We start from the raw sequence: 14412 nt of genomic DNA, 5'->3' as shown, positions 1-14412 counted from the left end.
TCTGGTGTTGGCCGGCCAGTGGCCGGATTGATGAGTCGGATGTGGGGCTGAAGCCCTCCCCTTCAAGGGGGTGAGGGCCGATGCTTGCGAGCCACCGGCTCGCATCGGCCCGAACGCCTGAGCGCTATGCGCGAAGGCCGGGCGGGTTGGGTGGGGAGGGTGTTGGCTGTTCGGTCAGTGTGTCGACTGCAACGGCCGGGAAAACCATCCCCATCCCGGCCTTCCCCTTGAAGGGGAAGGGGAAAAGCGGAAAGCGTCAGTCGTGCCTGGCCACCACCACCAGCGCCGGGCGCAGCAGGCGGCCGTTGAGCAGGTAGCCCTTCTGGAACACCTGCACCACGCTGCCGGGCGCGGCGCCGGGCGCGTCGGCCTGGCTGATGGCCTGGTGGTGCTCGGGGTTGAACGCCTCGCCGGCCGGGTCGAGCACGCTCAGGCCGTTGTCGCCGGTGACCTTCATCAGCTGCTTCAGGGTCAGCTCCAGGCCATCCTTGAGCGGACTGGCGCCCTCGCCGGCCGCGGCCAGGCCGGCGTCCAGGCTGTCGAACACCGGCAGCAGGTCGCCCAGCAGGCGCTCGTTGGCGAACCTGCGCGCCTGCTCGACGTCGCGGGCCACGCGCTTGCGCTGGTTCTCCAGGTCCGCCCGCTCCAGCAGGACGGAAGCGCGCAACTGGTCCAGCTCGTTGCGCAGGGTCTCGATTTCGGCCTGCAGCAGGTTCTCGGTGTCCTGCTGCTCGGCGCTCGGGTCGGGGGCGGAATCTTGTTCGTTCGGGTTCATTGCGGGTTTCCGTGGCGGCGCATCCTGCCGCGTGACCGGACACCTATGGGGCCGGCGGCTCGGGATTCAAGGCGGCGCCCAGCACGTCGGCGGCGGCCTGCACCACCGGGATGACCCGGTCGTAGGCCATCCGGGTCGGGCCGATCACGCCCAGCACGCCCAGCACCTGGCCGCCGGCCATGTACGGCGCGGTCACCACCGAGACGCTGTCGTGTGGCGCCAGCCCGGTCTCCTCGCCGATGAAGATGCGCACGCCCGGCGCGCGCAGCGTGCGCTCCAGCAGTTGCAGGATCTCGCGCTTGCGGGCGAAGGTCTCGAACAGGTCGCGCAGCCGCTCCAGGTCCGACAGTCCCTGCGCGCCCATCAGCTTGGTCTGCCCGGCCAGCACGACGTCGTCGCCCGGCGGCACCAGCGCCTGCTCGGCCAGGTCCACCGCCTGGCTCAGCAGGGTCTCCATCTCCGACTTGGCCGCGCGCAGGTCGCGCAGCAGGGTGGCGCGGATGTCGGCCATCGAACGGCCGGCGAAGTGCGCGTTGAGGTAGTTGGCGATGCGCTCCAGTTCCGAGCGCTCGTAGGCGCGGCGCGGCTCGATGACCCGGTTCTGCACGTCGTTGTCGGCGAACACCAGGATCGCCAGCACCCGCCTGCCGTCCAGCGGCACGAAGTCGATGTGGCGGAAGGCGAACTGCTCGCGCCGCGGCGCGCTGACCACGCCGACGAAATGGGTCATCGCCGACAGCAGCTCCGAGGCGTTGCCCAGCAGCGCCTGGGTACCGGCGCCGGTCGGCAGTTCGGCGCGCAGCCGCGCCACCTCGCCCTCGCCCAGCGACTTGACCTGCACCAGGCTGTCGACGAACACCCGGTAGCCCTGTGCGGTCGGCACCCGCCCGGCCGAGGTGTGCGGCGAGCTGAGCAGGCCCACCTCCTCCAGTTCGGCCAGGATGTTGCGGATGGTCGCCGGGCTGACCTCCAGTCCGGCGCACCTGGCCAGCGTGGCCGAGCCGACCGGCTCGCCGTCGTGGATGTAGCGGGCGATCAGCGTGCGCAGCAACTGGCGCGCGCGCGGGTCCAGCGGGGGCGATGGGACGGACATGCCTCCTAGATAGCGAGCGCGGCCGGCCTTTGCAAGACGAGGCGACGCCGCGGCCGTCTCACCCGCTGCGCCGGCAGGCCCTACAATCGCGCCCCATGCTGAGACATCTCGCCCTCAAGGATTTCGCCGTGGTCCGCGCCGCCGAACTGGAGTTCGGCCCCGGCATGACCGTCATTTCCGGAGAGACCGGCGCCGGCAAGTCGCTGCTGGTCGATGCGCTGGGTTTCCTCTCCGGCCTGCGCGCCGACAGCGGCGTGGTCCGCCACGGCGCCGAGCGCGCCGAGCTGTCGGCCGAGTTCGAGCCGGCCGAAGGTTCGCCGGCACGGGCCTGGCTGCGCGACAACGAACTGGACGACGGCGAACAGTGCCAGCTGCGCCGGATCATCCGCGCCGACGGCGGCTCGCGCGCCTGGATCAACGGCCGCAGCGTCACCCTGACCCAGTTGTCGGAACTGGCCGCGCGGCTGGTCGAGATCCACGGCCAGCACGAGCACCAGGCGCTGATGGCCCGCCACAGCCAGCTGCAACTGCTCGACGCCTATGCCCGCAACGAGGCCGAGCGCGAGGCGGTGCGGCAGGCCGCCGCGCACTGGAACGCGCTGCTGCGCGAGCGCGAGCGGCTGTCCGCCCAGGGCGACGTCTCCGATCGCCTGAACTACCTGGAGCACCAGCTCGGCGAACTGCAGCGCGAGGACCTGGCCCCGGCCAGCGTGCAGGCGCTGGTCGCCAACCACCGCCGGCAGGCGCACGCGGCCGGCCTCATCCAGGCCTGCGACCTGGCGCTGGAGCGCCTGGGCGGCGACGACGGCCCGGCGCTGCTGTCACTGCTCGGACAGAGCCGCCACGACCTGTCTCGCCTGCGCGAACACGAGCCGCGGCTGGGCGAGGTCGACGGCCTGCTGGAGAACGCGCACATCCAGCTCGACGAGGCGCTGGCGCTGCTGTCGCAGGTCCGCGACGACCTCGACGCGGATCCGGCGCAGTTCGACGAGCTTGAGCGCAGGCTCGGCCGCATCCACGACCTGGCGCGCAAGCACCGCATCCTGCCGGAGGAACTGGCCGCCCACCGCGACGCGCTGCAGACCGAACTGGAAAGCCTGCGCGGCGCCGGCGAGCGGCTGGTCCAGCTCAACGCCGACATCGAGGCCGCCCGCGCCGGCTGGCGCAAGGCCGCCGACAAACTGGGCCGCAGCCGCCAGCGCGCCGCGCAGGAACTGGGCAAGGCCACCACCGCGCTGATCGGCGAGCTGGGCATGGGCGGCGGCCGCTTCGAGATCGCGCTGGAAGCCAATGCCGACGATCGTCCCGATCCGGCCGGCGGCGAGCGCGTCGAGTTCATGGTCGCCGCCAATGCCGGCCAGCCGCCGCGGCCGCTGCGCAAGGTTGCCTCCGGCGGCGAGCTGTCGCGGGTGTCGCTGGCCATCGAGGTGGCCGCGCTGGGCCTGGACGCGGTGCCGACGATGGTGTTCGACGAAGTGGACTCGGGCATCGGCGGCGCGGTCGCCGACATCGTCGGCCAGAAGCTGCGCGCGCTCGGCGCGCAGCGGCAGGTGCTGTGCGTGACCCATCTGCCGCAGGTCGCCGCGCAGGGCCACGCCCACTACCGCGTCAGCAAGGCGCCGGTGGACGGCATGACCCAGAGCGCGGTCGAGTCGCTGGACGCCAAGCAGCGCGAGGAGGAACTGGCGCGCATGCTCGGTGGTGTGGAAGTCAGCAAGGAAGCCCGCGCCGCCGCGAAGCGGCTGCTGGCGGAAGCCACGGCGAGATAGGCCACTCTCGCCGTCATCTCCTTTTTGCCGTCATCCCCGCGAAGGTGGGGATCCAGCGACTCCATGCCTTGAAGCCAAAGACACTGGGTCCCCGCCTTTGCGAATCCCCAATCCCCAATCCCGAATCACCGCTTCTTCCGCACGTACAGCACCAGCGAATGCTCCTCGAGGATGTAGCCGTGCCGGGCGGCGATCTCGCGCTGCAGCTTCTCGATTTCCGGGCTCTCGAACTCGATGATGTTGCCGGTATCGACATCGACCATGTGGTCGTGGTGGCCGCCGCGATCCAGTTCGTACACCGCCTGCCCGCCCTCGAAGTTGTGCTTGAGCACCAGGCCGGCCGCCTCGAACTGGGTCAGCACGCGGTACACGGTGGCCAGGCCGATCTCGTCGCCGTGCTCCAGCAGTTGCCGGTAGATGTCCTCGGCGCTGAGGTGGTGGGCGGCGCCTTCGCGCTCGAGCAGCTCGAGGATGCGCATGCGCGGATGCGTGACCTTGAGGCCGACCTTGCGTAGTTCCTGCGATTCCATAGAGGGGGCGTCTCCGTTCATTGGCGGTTTAGCGCCAGCTGCCTGAAGTGCGGTTGCGGCGGTCCGCGGAAGTGTATCATCGGGCACGTTTTTCCATCGCCGGTCCGATGCCGTTACCCATGCGCAAATTCCTGTTGGTCGCCCTGCTCGCCTCCGCCACCGCCGGCTGCGGCATCCTCTATAAGCAACCCATCTACCAGGGCAGTCTCCTCGAGAAGGCCGCGGTGGATCAGTTGCAGGCGGGCCAGAGCAAGCAGCAGGTGCAGGCGCTGCTGGGTTCGCCCTCGATCGCCGATCCGTTCCACGCCGATCGCTGGGACTACACCGCCAGCCAGCGCACCAACCGCCGCGGCACCACCGAGGTCAAGAACCTCACCCTGCATTTCGACGGCAACAGCCTGGCCAGCTGGGAAGGCGAATACTTCCCCGAGAACGACCTGCAATTGTCCAGGGACGTGCGCAAGTTCGGCCCCAACCTGGCCAAGGACAAGAAGAAGGGCCGCCGCCGCTGATCGCGGCCCCGGACCCGCCATCCGTCTGTAGAGCCGAGCTTGCCCGGCTGCGCCTTGGCTTGATCCGGGAAAGCAGCGGAGCAAGCCCCGCCCTACGCCGCCGGCTTGCGCGCGCGCCGGCGGCGCGCCTCCTTCGGATCCACCTGCAACGGCCGCAGCAGTTCCAGCCGGTCGCCATCGGCCAGCCGCGCCTGCGCGGCCACGACGACGCCGAAAACCGCGCAGGCGCACTCCTCGCCCGCCCAGCCGCAGGCGCGCAGCGCATCGGCGACGGTGGCGCCTTCCGGCAGCTCCAGCATCACCGACTGGTGGCGGCGCGGCCAAGCGCGGATCGCTTCCACCCGCATTCAGTCGCCCCGGTCGGCGACCCGGATGAAATCGTTCACCATCCGGTCCGCCAGTCCCTGGAACCCCAGCGCCAGCGCCGGCGCCAGCAGCCGGCTGCTCGGCTCGAAGTCCAGCGTCAGCGTGACCTTGCAGGCCGACTCGTCCAGCGCGTGGAAATCCCACTGCCCGTGCAGCGTGCGGAACGGGCCTTCGACCAGCTTCATGTCGATGCGGTGCGGCCGATCCAGCGTGTTCTCGGTGGTGAACCAGGTGCGCAGCGAGCCCAATCCCAGATCCAGCCGCGCGACCAGCCGGTCGCCCGCCTGTTCGATCAGGCGCGCTTCCCGGCACCAGGCGAAACGGCGGGGATAGGCGGCGACGTCGTTGACCAGGTCGAACATGCGGGCGGCCGAGTGTTCGACCAGGGCGCTGCGGCGGATGGTAGGCATTTGGCTCGCGTGTGGTTCCGCCTTGGGCGACAATGGACGGATGGGCAAGAAACCGGACAAGAATAAAGCAACTGGCACCATCGCGTTGAACAAGCGCGCCCGCCACGAGTACCACCTGGAGCAGCGCCACGAGGCCGGGCTGGCGCTGCAAGGCTGGGAGCTCAAGGCGATCCGTGCCGGCCGGGCCAACATCACCGAGGCCTACGCGACCATCCGCAACGGCGAGATCTTCCTGTTCGGCGCGCAGATCACCCCGCTGATCCAGGCCTCCACGCACGTGGTCGCCGACGATCGCCGCACCCGCAAGCTGCTGCTGCACCGGCGCGAGATCGACACCCTGGTCGGCAAGGTCGAGCGCGACGGCTACACGCTGGTGCCGACCGCGCTGTACTGGAAGGGCAACAAGGTCAAGGCCGAAATCGCCCTGGCCAAGGGCAAGCAGACCCACGACAAGCGCGCCGCCAGCAAGGATCGCGACTGGGCGCGCGAGAAGCAGCGCGCGATGCGCCAGCACAACAAGAACGCCTGAGCGCACAGGGGCGCACGCCGCCCCTCGATTCGCACGTCCTCGACGGCGCCGGCCCCAGGGCGGGACCGGCGCCCTCCGCACCCGGCCCCGCGCCGGATGCGCCCGCGGCGGCGTTTCAGGTACAGGCCAGCATCTGCATCAGGTTGGGAATCCCCCTGCCCTGCGTATAGCGATCGCGCTGGATGTCGGTGGCGTGCTCCATCAGCAGTTGCTTGACCCGGTCGGGGAAGCCGATGAACTCGCGCCGCACCGACAGGAACCCGGCGATGACGCCGGACACGTGCGGCGCGGCCATGCTGGTGCCGCTCATCTCGACCATCCAGGTGCGCGCATCGCGCGGATCAAAGCCGTGGTGGGCCGAGATGATCTTCTCGCCCGGCGCCACCACGTCGGGCTTGCAGCGCCCGTCGGCGGTCGGCCCGCGCGAGGAGAAATACGACACCCCGTAGTTGTGCGGATTGCTCTTGTGCACCGAGCCGACCGCGATGGCCTCCTCCAGGTTGGCTGGATCGCCGATGGTCATGTCCATGTTCATCGGATAGGAATGGCCATCGTTCTGCACCAGCCAGGCCAGGCCCTCGTTGCCCGCCGCCAGCACCACCACCACGCCCTGCCGCCACAGCCGCCGCAGCTCGTTGCACAGCGGCGTGTGCCCGCAGCCGTAGCTCTCGACGTCGAAGTAACCGCCCAGGCTCACGTTGACGCCGTGGATGACCAGTTCGCCGGCCTGCTCGTTGACCTCGGCGATCTGCTGGATCGCCTTGATGATCCACGAATCGCGCCCCGCGCCGTCGTCGTCGAGCACCTTGAAGCCGTACAGCTGCGTCTCCGGCGCGATGCCGCTGAACTCCACCGCATCGCCGCCGCCGGGCAGCGGCGCGCTGCACTGCCCGGCGATGATCCCGGCCACGTGGGTGCCGTGGCCGTTGCCGTCCAGCCCGCTGAACGCGGCGCCGTCGGCGCGCACCAGCTTCTTCGGCTTGCCGCGCACCGTGCAGTCCCATTGCGCCGCCACCAGGTCGCGCTTGCCGCGCTGGTGGAAATGCGGGTGGCTGGCGGCGATGCCGGTGTCCAGCACCGCCCAGCCGATGCGGTTGCCGCGCGCGCGGTAGGACACCTGCGCGGCGTCGGCGTGCACCACGCCCGGCGACTGGTGCAGCAGCGCGCGCTTGCCGGCGTCGCGCCACAGGCGCTTGAAGCTCAGCGCGCGGTAGTCGTTGCGCAACGCCTCGATCTCGAAGCGGGTCAGCCGCGCCGAGACGAAGCGCTGCAGGCCGTCCTCCAGCTCGATGGCCTCGTCCAGCGCGTGCCCCTTCAGCCGCGTGGTCGCCGCGCCGAGGGCGCGGATGCGCGCGATCAGCGCGTCGCGGACCTGCACACGATCGCCGCCGTCGGGCAGCTTGTCCAGCTCGATCAGGATCTCGTGGCGGTACTCGGCGCCGCGCGCTTCCAGCTGGTCGGACAGGTCCTTGATCAGCACCGTGTTGGAGACCGGCTGGTCGAAACCGGTGCCGACCGCGTTGCGCACCTCCTGCCGCGTCTGCGGCATGGACAGGTAGCCCGATCCCGAATGCGGGTTGCGCTGCCAGTCCGGGTTGATGCGCGCGCCGTCGATGTTGACGAAGCGCCCGGCCGGGCGCTCGATGTCGTCGGTCAGGTCGTGATCCAGCGATACCGGGTCCAGGTGCTCGGCGATGTTGACCCAGCGCCGCACGCAGGCCGGGAACGGCAGCTTCCGCTTCTTCGTCCACTGCTTGAACATGCTGCGCACGCTGGGCAGGCCGAGCGGCGAGCCGACGGTGACGAACAGCGCGACGTCGTGGACCGACGGATCCAGCTCGCGCAGCACGTCGTAGGCGATCATCGAACCCTGGCTGTGCGCCACCACCACGAACGGCCCGCCGCCGGCCTCGATGCGCTCGAGCAGGCTGCGCCGCATCCGCTCGCGCTCGCCGGCGACGAAGAAGAAGTCGTGCACGTCCTGCAACAGCGCCGCGGAGATCATCTTCAGCAGGATGCGGTTGAGGCCGCTGGCGATGCCCTTGGCACCGGGCGCGCCGGGCGGTGGCGCCGAGGCTTCCAGTTCGCCCAGCATCCGGTGCAGCAGCGCGCGCTCGCCCTCGCTGTCGGCCAGCGTGTCGGCCAGTTCGCCCAGGTCCTGCATGCCCGGCTCGACGCCCAGCGCGCTGAGGATGCGCTGCTCGGACTGGTTCAGCATCGGGCCCTGGTCGCGATCGTCGATGCCGCCGGGCTCGGGCGAGGGATAGCGCTCGCGGTTGACCCAGTACGCCATGCGCGTGCGCTCGCCCATGCCGCGGCCGAACAGCGCGTTGTCCCACTGCCGCCGCAGCACTTCCGGCAGCGGCTTGTTGCCGATGCCGTGGATGTAGAGCACGGTCCTGGCGTGTCCCTGCGACATCGCCATGAAGTCGCCGGGCTGCGCAGGCTCGGGGATTTCCCTGGCCGTCGTCGCGGCGGCCTTCTTCGTGCGTCGTGCGGTCTTGCGCGCGGCCTGCGCGGATTTCCCGGGCGGCCCGCGGCGGGGAGGCTTGTTGCCGGCCATCTTCAACTCCTTGAGCGTCGTTCCCCTGTGCTGCGGACAACGCATCGGCGTCCGCGGTCAGGCCATGCTGCGCCAGGTGAAGGCGTGCTGACCGTTAACCGCCGCACACTTGTGGCGGCCGCGACCCGCCCCTACACTGGCAACGTCAGCGCTGACTGACTCCCGGGGGTGCACTGGCTTCGACGGGGGTTGCGAAGTTGCCTGGCGCATGCCGAGGGGGCAGCTTTCCTCGTTAATCCAGCGGCAAAACTCTAGTTGCCAACGACGACAACTACGCTCTCGCCGCTTAAGGCGTAAGCCCCGAAACTGCTTGTGTCCGTGCTCGCAGCGTAGGGTCATTATCACGGAATCGCCGGGAGCGGCCGCCTGTCAGCTCCCGGTCAACCTCTAACAGGCTGGTCCTGCGGTGCGCTTCGCCCACCGTGCTGTCGCAGGACGAGACTCAACGGGGGGATAAGCATGTAGTGCCGGGGATGGAGTACCTTCGGACGGCGGTTCGATTCCGCCCACCTCCACCATTCCAAAGAACGAAAAAGGCCGCGGAAGCGGCCTTTTTCGTGCCGTTTCCCAACACGCGCTGCCCTGATCACCGACCGGATGACGGGCGCGCCCTGCCCTCGCCCAGCCTGTATCCGCCCGTCGCCGAGTCGGCGCGCTCTTCGTACTGGCCGGTCTGGCGGCAGTGGTGTTCGACGACCTCCATGATTCCGGCCATCAGCCGCTCGACCGGCAGGTCGTTTCCTTGCAGCTTCTCCAGGTCGCCTGTCAGGAAAGTACCGGTCGTGGCGTAGGAAAATTCTGGTTCTCTTCTGTTTCCGCTGTTCATCGGCATGAACACGCGATGCGGGTGTCCGCATGGCGGGCGCAGGGGCGTTGTCGGCAATGCACAGGGAGGATCCGACAGCCAGGGAAAGCGCACCATGCCAACTACCGACCTCCGCCATCTGACGATCGAAAACCTCCGCCACCTCGATCTGCGCGACCGCTTCCGCGATCAGGTTTTCTTCAATCCCGAGCTTCACTGGCCGTTCCTGCGGCCCTGCACGGTCAGGCTGCTGCTCGTTGCAGACGGTGGACTTGATTTCTCCGAGGCCGACTTCGGCCTGTCCACCTTCGTCCGCTCGCTGCTGGACATGCCCGGCCGCCACGCGCGCTTCCAGATCACGCTGGCGCACATCAACAACGTGGCCGACAGCCAGTTGATGGGCGGCGAACCGCGCATCGCCAACCGCATCAAGTCGTTCAAGTTCGACAACGGCGCGCACTTCGGCACCGGCATGTACGACGCGGTGTTCCTGTTCGGCATCGCCACCTCCTACAGCCGCGGCAACGGGTATCCGTCGGATCGGCTGTCGGACAACGAACTGCGCGTCCTCACCCAGTACATGAATGCCGGCGGCGGCCTGTTCGCCACCGGCGATCACGGCATGCTAGGGCGCGCGCTCTGCCACGCGATCCCGCGCGCGCGCGGCATGCGCCTGTGGCAAAGCACGTCGGCGCAGAACTCCGAAGACCAGGTCAGCATGAGTGGCCGCCGCCGCAACGACACCAACCGGCCGCAGGCCGGCGGCTCCTCCTTCGGCGACCAGTCCGACGACGTGCCGCAGACCGTCCAGCCGCGCCTCTACCGGCGCCAGAGCGGGCTGTTCCGCTACAGCTTCCCGCACCCGCTGCTGTGCGGGCCGAACGGCATGATCCGGGTGATGCCGGATCACCCGCACGAGGGCGAGTGCGTCGAACCGGCCGCGACCAGCGCGACGCTGAACTTCGGGGGTGCCCTGGGTCCCGAATACCCCAACGCCGTCGATGGCGGGCCGCGCCCCCTGCCGGAGGTGATCTCCTACTCCACCGTGCTTTCAGGCACGCGCTCGGGTAGCAAGGATCCGACGCTCGCGCAGAGCTTCGGCGGCATCTGCGCCTACGATGGCCATCGCGCCGGCATCGGCCGCGTGGTCACCGATGCGACCTGGCATCACTTCGTCAACGTCAACCTGATCGGCCTTTTCAACGATGCCGGACTGCCGCCGGGCCATGTCTGGCGCAACGGCTTCCTGTCCTCGCCGACCGGGCAGGCGCATCTCGAGAACATCAAGGCCTACTACCGCAACCTCGCGGTATGGCTGTCGCGGCCGGAGCGCATCCGCTGCATGAACACCCGCCTGCACTGGACGCTGCTGTGGGACGAGCGGGTGATGGAAGCGGTGCTGACGACGACCGACATCAAGCTGGCCGCGACCGATCTGAGCGTGATCCGCCTGATCGGCCAGCATGCGCGCGACGTGCTCGGCCGCTATGCGGGCCGCTGCCAGAGCGTGCGTCTGGTCATCGGCCTGCTGTACCCGCGGCTGCCGCGGCTGATCCCGGAGATCGATCCGTGGTGGCCGGAACCGGAACCGCTGCGCGAGAAGTTCGACGGCGTCGAATGGTTCGACGCCTCGGCGCTGCTGGACATCGCCCTGGGTGGCGCGCTGGTGGCGCTGCGCGAGGCGTTCCCCGAGCCGGACGAGAAGAACGTGCGCGGACTGGAGGGCGAGACGCTGGAAAAGGTGCTGCTGGAAGGCGCCAGCCTCAGCGTCGAGCGCGCGTTCAAGTCGCTGGCCGCATCGGCCGAGCTGGCCAACCTGCTGCCCAGGTACGCCGAGCGCGGCGACAGGGGCTGAAACGGAAAGGGCCGGCATTCGCCGGCCCTCCCATGCTCCGCGGCGACCCGCGGGGTTTCCGCGTCCGCAGCGTGCTGGCGCTCCATGCCGCCGCCTCCGCCCGTCGCGCCGCGGCGGAGGCGGACACGCCGATTCAGTGCGTGCCCTTGGCCCGTGCGAACGCGGCCGCCAGCGCATTGTCCGCCGGCGGCGCGGACGGCTTCACCGGCTTGCCGCCGCCCTGCCCGCGCCCGCCGCCATCGCGTCCGCGCGGCCTGTCGCCGGACGGACGCGCGTCGCGCGCGGCGCCCTGCTCGGGCGCATCGTCCAGGCGCCGCGTCAACGCGATGCGCTTGCGGGCGACATCGACCTCCAGCACCTTGACCTTGACGATGTCGCCGGCCTTGACCACTTCGCGCGGATCCTTGACGTAGCGATCCGACAGCGCCGAGATGTGGATCAGGCCGTCCTGGTGCACGCCGATGTCGACGAAGGCGCCGAACGCGGCGACGTTGCTGATCACGCCCTCAAGCACCATGCCGGGCTCGAGATCCTTGATGTCCTCCACGCCGTCGGCGAAGCGCGCGGCCTTGAACTCCGGACGCGGATCGCGGCCCGGCTTCTCCAGCTCCTTGAGGATGTCGCGCACGGTCGGCAGGCCGAAGCGCTCGTCGGTGTATTGCTCGGCCTTCAACTCGCGCAGGAAGGCGGTGTCGCCGATGATCTGCTTCACCTGCCGGTTGCTGCCGGCGAGGATGCGCTCGACCACCGGGTAGGCTTCCGGGTGCACCGAGGAAGCGTCCAGCGGCTGGTCGCCGTCGGCGATGCGCAGGAAGCCGGCGCACTGCTCGAAGGTCTTCTCGCCCAGCCTCGGCACCTTCAGCAGGTCCTTGCGGCTGCGGAAGGCGCCGTGCTGGTCGCGGTAGACGACGATGTTCTCGGCCACGCTGGCCGACAGGCCGGACACCCGCGTCAGCAGCGCGGCCGAGGCGGTGTTGACGTCCACGCCGACCGCGTTGACGCAGTCCTCCACGCGCGCGTCGAGCTTGCGCGCCAGTTGGTATTGATCGACGTCGTGCTGGTACTGGCCCACGCCGATCGCCTTGGGTTCGATCTTGACCAGCTCGGCCAGCGGATCCTGCAAGCGGCGCGCGATCGACACCGCGCCACGCAGGCTCACGTCCAGCTCCGGGAATTCGCGCGCGGCCAGTTCCGAGGCCGAGTACACCGACGCGCCGGCCTCGCTGACGACGATCTTCTGCAACTTCAGTTCCGGCGCCTGCTTGATCAGGTCGGCGGCCAGCCGGTCGGTCTCGCGGCTGGCGGTGCCGTTGCCGATGGCGATCAACTCGACCCCGTGCTTGCCGCATAGCTGGCGCAGCAGGTGCAGCGACTGATCCCACTGCCGCCGCGGCTCGTGCGGGTAGATGGTGGCGGTATCGACCAGCTTGCCGGTGGCGTCGACCACCGCCACCTTGACGCCGGTGCGCAAGCCCGGGTCCAGGCCCAGCACGGCGCGCGGGCCGGCCGGCGCGGCCAGCAGCAGGTCCTTGAGGTTGTCGCCGAACACTTCGATGGCCTGGCCTTCGGCCTTCTCGCGCGCCTGGTTGAACAGGTCCAGCAGCAGGTGCATGTGCAGCTTGGCGCGCCAGGTCAGCCGGCACGCGTCCAGCAGCCACTTGTCGGCGGCGCGCCCCTGCGCGGCGACGCCCGCGTGCAGGGCGACGCGGCCCTCGGCGAACTGGTGGCCGGCCTCGGCGTCGCCGCCCGGTTCCAGATCCAGGTGCAGGATTTCCTCGCGGCGCGCGCGGAACAGCGCCAGCAGGCGGTGCGAGGGAATCTTCGCCAGCGGCTCGGCATGGTCGAAATAGTCGCGGTACTTGGCGCCGTCGTTCTCCTTGCCCACGGCCACGCGCGCGCGGATGACGCCGTTCTCGTGCAGCCACTGGCGCAGTTCGCCGACCAGCGCGGCGTCCTCGCCCCAGCGTTCCATCAGGATCGCGCGCGCGCCGTCCAGCGCCGCCTTCGCGTCGGCCACGCCCTTGTCGGCATCGACGAAGCCGGCGGCGAATTCCTCCGGCACGCGCGCCGGATCGGCGAGCAGGCCGTCGGCCAGCGGCTCCAGGCCCGCCTCGCGCGCGATCTGCGCGCGGGTGCGGCGCTTGGGCTTGTACGGCAGGTACAGGTCCTCCAGGCGCGACTTGGTGTCGGCGGCCTCGATCTCGGCGCGCAGCTCCGCGGTCAGCTTGCCCTGCTCGTCGATGCTGGCCAGCACCGCGGCGCGGCGGTCCTCCAGTTCGCGCAGGTAGATCAGTCGCGTTTCCAGGTTGCGCAGCTGGGTGTCGTCCAGGCCGCCGGTGACCTCCTTGCGGTAGCGCGCGATGAAGGGCACGGTCGCGCCCTCGTCGAGCAGGCCGACGGCGGCGGTGACCTGCGCAGTCTGCGCGCCGATCTCGGCGGCGATGGTGGTGGCGATGTGGAGCGCGATGCGGCTGTCCTGCATGTTTCCTGTTACGTGTTGCCGGGCGGGACGGCGATTGTGACAACCCAGGCGGCGCGGGGAAACGGCTTGACAGCCGGCGGAATCGCGTTCCGCCGCGGCGCGGCAGCGGTTAACATGGCCGCGGCGTCCAACGGCTTTCCCATGAGCAGGCACCTGAAAACCTTCAGCGACGGTTCGCGGATCGAGTTCGGCCGCGGGCAGTTCGACGACTGGTGCGTCTACCTGCTCCGGCCAGGCCAGTCGCGCACCGCGCCGCGCGACGCCTGGTACTTCGGCGAGCTCAAGCGCCTGGCGGCGCGCCACGGCGCCTACCGGCTCTACGAGGACTTCGTGCAGATCTACGAGCGCACCGGCGCGCGGGTCGACGCGTCGCTGATGGACCACATCGGCGCGCTGTCGGCCGGCTACGGCGACGACGCGCTGGAGGTCGACCAGCTGCTGTCCATCGTCTACGCAGGCATGGTGGCCGAGGAGAACAAGCGCCACGCACCCTTGCGCAAGCGGATCAAGCGGCTGGGCATGTACCAGAGCCTGATCGAGGGATGGGACGCGGAACTGGCGGCGGGGTTCAGCCGCGGCAAGGAATGGCAGGTGCTGGATGCGGAGTGCGGGTTGCGGGGGTTTTGAGGGTTTAGCCCCACGCGAATCATGCGCCTCCGCCGGCCCGTCATCCCAGCGCAAGCTGGGATGACGGCATTCGGGATCGGAACCGGATCGGGTTGC

The 14412-nt window shown here is 69.7% G+C and carries 13 protein-coding genes and 1 other RNA gene; 6 read left to right on the top strand and 8 right to left on the bottom strand.

Features of this window, described 5'->3' with window-relative positions; translation table 11 throughout:
• Positions 1 to 256: 256 nt before the first annotated feature.
• On the bottom strand, positions 257 to 775 hold the full coding sequence (grpE, locus tag AAG688_RS08515) for a nucleotide exchange factor GrpE (RefSeq protein ID WP_411831824.1): 519 nt from the start codon (positions 773 to 775) through the stop codon (positions 257 to 259).
• 43 nt (positions 776 to 818) lie between these two features.
• The gene (gene hrcA, locus AAG688_RS08510) at positions 819 to 1868 is read right to left on the bottom strand and encodes a heat-inducible transcriptional repressor HrcA (RefSeq protein ID WP_411831823.1); all 1050 of its coding nucleotides are present in this window, start codon (positions 1866 to 1868) and stop codon (positions 819 to 821) included.
• Between the two features lie 95 nt (positions 1869 to 1963).
• Between hrcA and recN the strand changes: the two genes are divergently transcribed.
• Positions 1964 to 3637 (top strand): DNA repair protein RecN, encoded by a 1674-nt coding sequence (gene recN / locus AAG688_RS08505; RefSeq protein WP_411831821.1) that lies wholly within the window; start codon positions 1964 to 1966, stop codon positions 3635 to 3637.
• Between the two features lie 125 nt (positions 3638 to 3762).
• Here the strand turns inward: recN and fur are convergent, their stop codons facing one another.
• Positions 3763 to 4167, bottom strand: a complete 405-nt coding sequence (fur, locus tag AAG688_RS08500) for a ferric iron uptake transcriptional regulator (protein ID WP_411831820.1) — start codon at positions 4165 to 4167, stop codon at positions 3763 to 3765.
• A gap of 119 nt (positions 4168 to 4286) precedes the next feature.
• On the opposite strand from fur, the gene AAG688_RS08495 reads away from it, so the two are divergent.
• Positions 4287 to 4679: an outer membrane protein assembly factor BamE gene (locus AAG688_RS08495; protein WP_411831819.1), complete on the top strand. Its 393-nt coding sequence runs from the start codon at positions 4287 to 4289 to the stop codon at positions 4677 to 4679.
• Positions 4680 to 4771: 92 nt separating this feature from the next.
• Here the strand turns inward: AAG688_RS08495 and AAG688_RS08490 are convergent, their stop codons facing one another.
• Together AAG688_RS08490 and AAG688_RS08485 are read right to left on the bottom strand one after the other, a co-directional pair.
• Positions 4772 to 5026, bottom strand: coding sequence for an RnfH family protein (locus tag AAG688_RS08490; protein ID WP_411831818.1), 255 nt, complete (start codon positions 5024 to 5026; stop codon positions 4772 to 4774).
• Complete coding sequence (locus AAG688_RS08485) at positions 5027 to 5455, bottom strand: type II toxin-antitoxin system RatA family toxin (RefSeq protein ID WP_411831817.1); 429 nt, start codon at positions 5453 to 5455, stop codon at positions 5027 to 5029. It lies immediately after the preceding gene.
• A gap of 40 nt (positions 5456 to 5495) precedes the next feature.
• Between AAG688_RS08485 and smpB the strand changes: the two genes are divergently transcribed.
• Entirely contained in the window at positions 5496 to 5984 is a 489-nt protein-coding gene (gene smpB, locus AAG688_RS08480; protein WP_411831816.1) for an SsrA-binding protein SmpB, read from the top strand.
• Between the two features lie 115 nt (positions 5985 to 6099).
• On the opposite strand, the gene AAG688_RS08475 is transcribed toward smpB, so the two are convergent.
• Positions 6100 to 8547, bottom strand: coding sequence for a S8 family serine peptidase (locus tag AAG688_RS08475; RefSeq protein WP_411831815.1), 2448 nt, complete (start codon positions 8545 to 8547; stop codon positions 6100 to 6102).
• 164 nt (positions 8548 to 8711) lie between these two features.
• On the opposite strand from AAG688_RS08475, the gene ssrA reads away from it, so the two are divergent.
• Positions 8712 to 9065: a transfer-messenger RNA gene (gene ssrA, locus AAG688_RS08470) on the top strand.
• A gap of 68 nt (positions 9066 to 9133) precedes the next feature.
• Here the strand turns inward: ssrA and AAG688_RS08465 are convergent.
• Positions 9134 to 9379, bottom strand: coding sequence for a hypothetical protein (locus AAG688_RS08465; RefSeq protein WP_411831814.1), 246 nt, complete (start codon positions 9377 to 9379; stop codon positions 9134 to 9136).
• Between the two features lie 88 nt (positions 9380 to 9467).
• Here AAG688_RS08465 and AAG688_RS08460 point away from each other — a divergent pair, with 88 nt between their 5' ends.
• On the top strand, positions 9468 to 11207 hold the full coding sequence (locus AAG688_RS08460) for a hypothetical protein (protein ID WP_411834904.1): 1740 nt from the start codon (positions 9468 to 9470) through the stop codon (positions 11205 to 11207).
• A 133-nt stretch (positions 11208 to 11340) separates the two neighbouring features.
• Here AAG688_RS08460 and AAG688_RS08455 read toward each other — a convergent pair whose 3' ends face one another.
• Positions 11341 to 13689, bottom strand: a complete 2349-nt coding sequence (locus AAG688_RS08455) for a Tex family protein (protein ID WP_411834903.1) — start codon at positions 13687 to 13689, stop codon at positions 11341 to 11343.
• 141 nt (positions 13690 to 13830) lie between these two features.
• Between AAG688_RS08455 and AAG688_RS08450 the strand changes: the two genes are divergently transcribed.
• Positions 13831 to 14316 (top strand): DUF7004 family protein, encoded by a 486-nt coding sequence (locus AAG688_RS08450; protein WP_411834902.1) that lies wholly within the window; start codon positions 13831 to 13833, stop codon positions 14314 to 14316.
• The last annotated feature ends 96 nt before the right edge of the window (positions 14317 to 14412 follow it).

It is taken from the genome of Pseudoxanthomonas mexicana (genome assembly GCF_046736355.1).
Classification (GTDB): domain Bacteria; phylum Pseudomonadota; class Gammaproteobacteria; order Xanthomonadales; family Xanthomonadaceae; genus Pseudoxanthomonas_A; species Pseudoxanthomonas_A mexicana_B.
Note: the sequence above shows the minus strand (reverse complement) of the source record. Positions and strands in the feature narration are given on the sequence as shown.

What these genes read in the sequence shown, in the direction of transcription:
- grpE (WP_411831824.1), bottom strand. Translation starts at nt 775, where the DNA reads ATGAACCCGAACGAACAAGATTCCGCCCCCGACCCGAGCGCCGAGCAG.
- hrcA (WP_411831823.1), bottom strand. Translation starts at nt 1,868, where the DNA reads ATGTCCGTCCCATCGCCCCCGCTGGACCCGCGCGCGCGCCAGTTGCTG.
- recN (WP_411831821.1), top strand. Translation starts at nt 1,964, where the DNA reads ATGCTGAGACATCTCGCCCTCAAGGATTTCGCCGTGGTCCGCGCCGCC.
- fur (WP_411831820.1), bottom strand. Translation starts at nt 4,167, where the DNA reads ATGGAATCGCAGGAACTACGCAAGGTCGGCCTCAAGGTCACGCATCCG.
- AAG688_RS08495 (WP_411831819.1), top strand. Translation starts at nt 4,287, where the DNA reads ATGCGCAAATTCCTGTTGGTCGCCCTGCTCGCCTCCGCCACCGCCGGC.
- AAG688_RS08490 (WP_411831818.1), bottom strand. Translation starts at nt 5,026, where the DNA reads ATGCGGGTGGAAGCGATCCGCGCTTGGCCGCGCCGCCACCAGTCGGTG.
- AAG688_RS08485 (WP_411831817.1), bottom strand. Translation starts at nt 5,455, where the DNA reads ATGCCTACCATCCGCCGCAGCGCCCTGGTCGAACACTCGGCCGCCCGC.
- smpB (WP_411831816.1), top strand. Translation starts at nt 5,496, where the DNA reads ATGGGCAAGAAACCGGACAAGAATAAAGCAACTGGCACCATCGCGTTG.
- AAG688_RS08475 (WP_411831815.1), bottom strand. Translation starts at nt 8,547, where the DNA reads ATGGCCGGCAACAAGCCTCCCCGCCGCGGGCCGCCCGGGAAATCCGCG.
- AAG688_RS08465 (WP_411831814.1), bottom strand. Translation starts at nt 9,379, where the DNA reads ATGCCGATGAACAGCGGAAACAGAAGAGAACCAGAATTTTCCTACGCC.
- AAG688_RS08460 (WP_411834904.1), top strand. Translation starts at nt 9,468, where the DNA reads ATGCCAACTACCGACCTCCGCCATCTGACGATCGAAAACCTCCGCCAC.
- AAG688_RS08455 (WP_411834903.1), bottom strand. Translation starts at nt 13,689, where the DNA reads ATGCAGGACAGCCGCATCGCGCTCCACATCGCCACCACCATCGCCGCC.
- AAG688_RS08450 (WP_411834902.1), top strand. Translation starts at nt 13,831, where the DNA reads ATGAGCAGGCACCTGAAAACCTTCAGCGACGGTTCGCGGATCGAGTTC.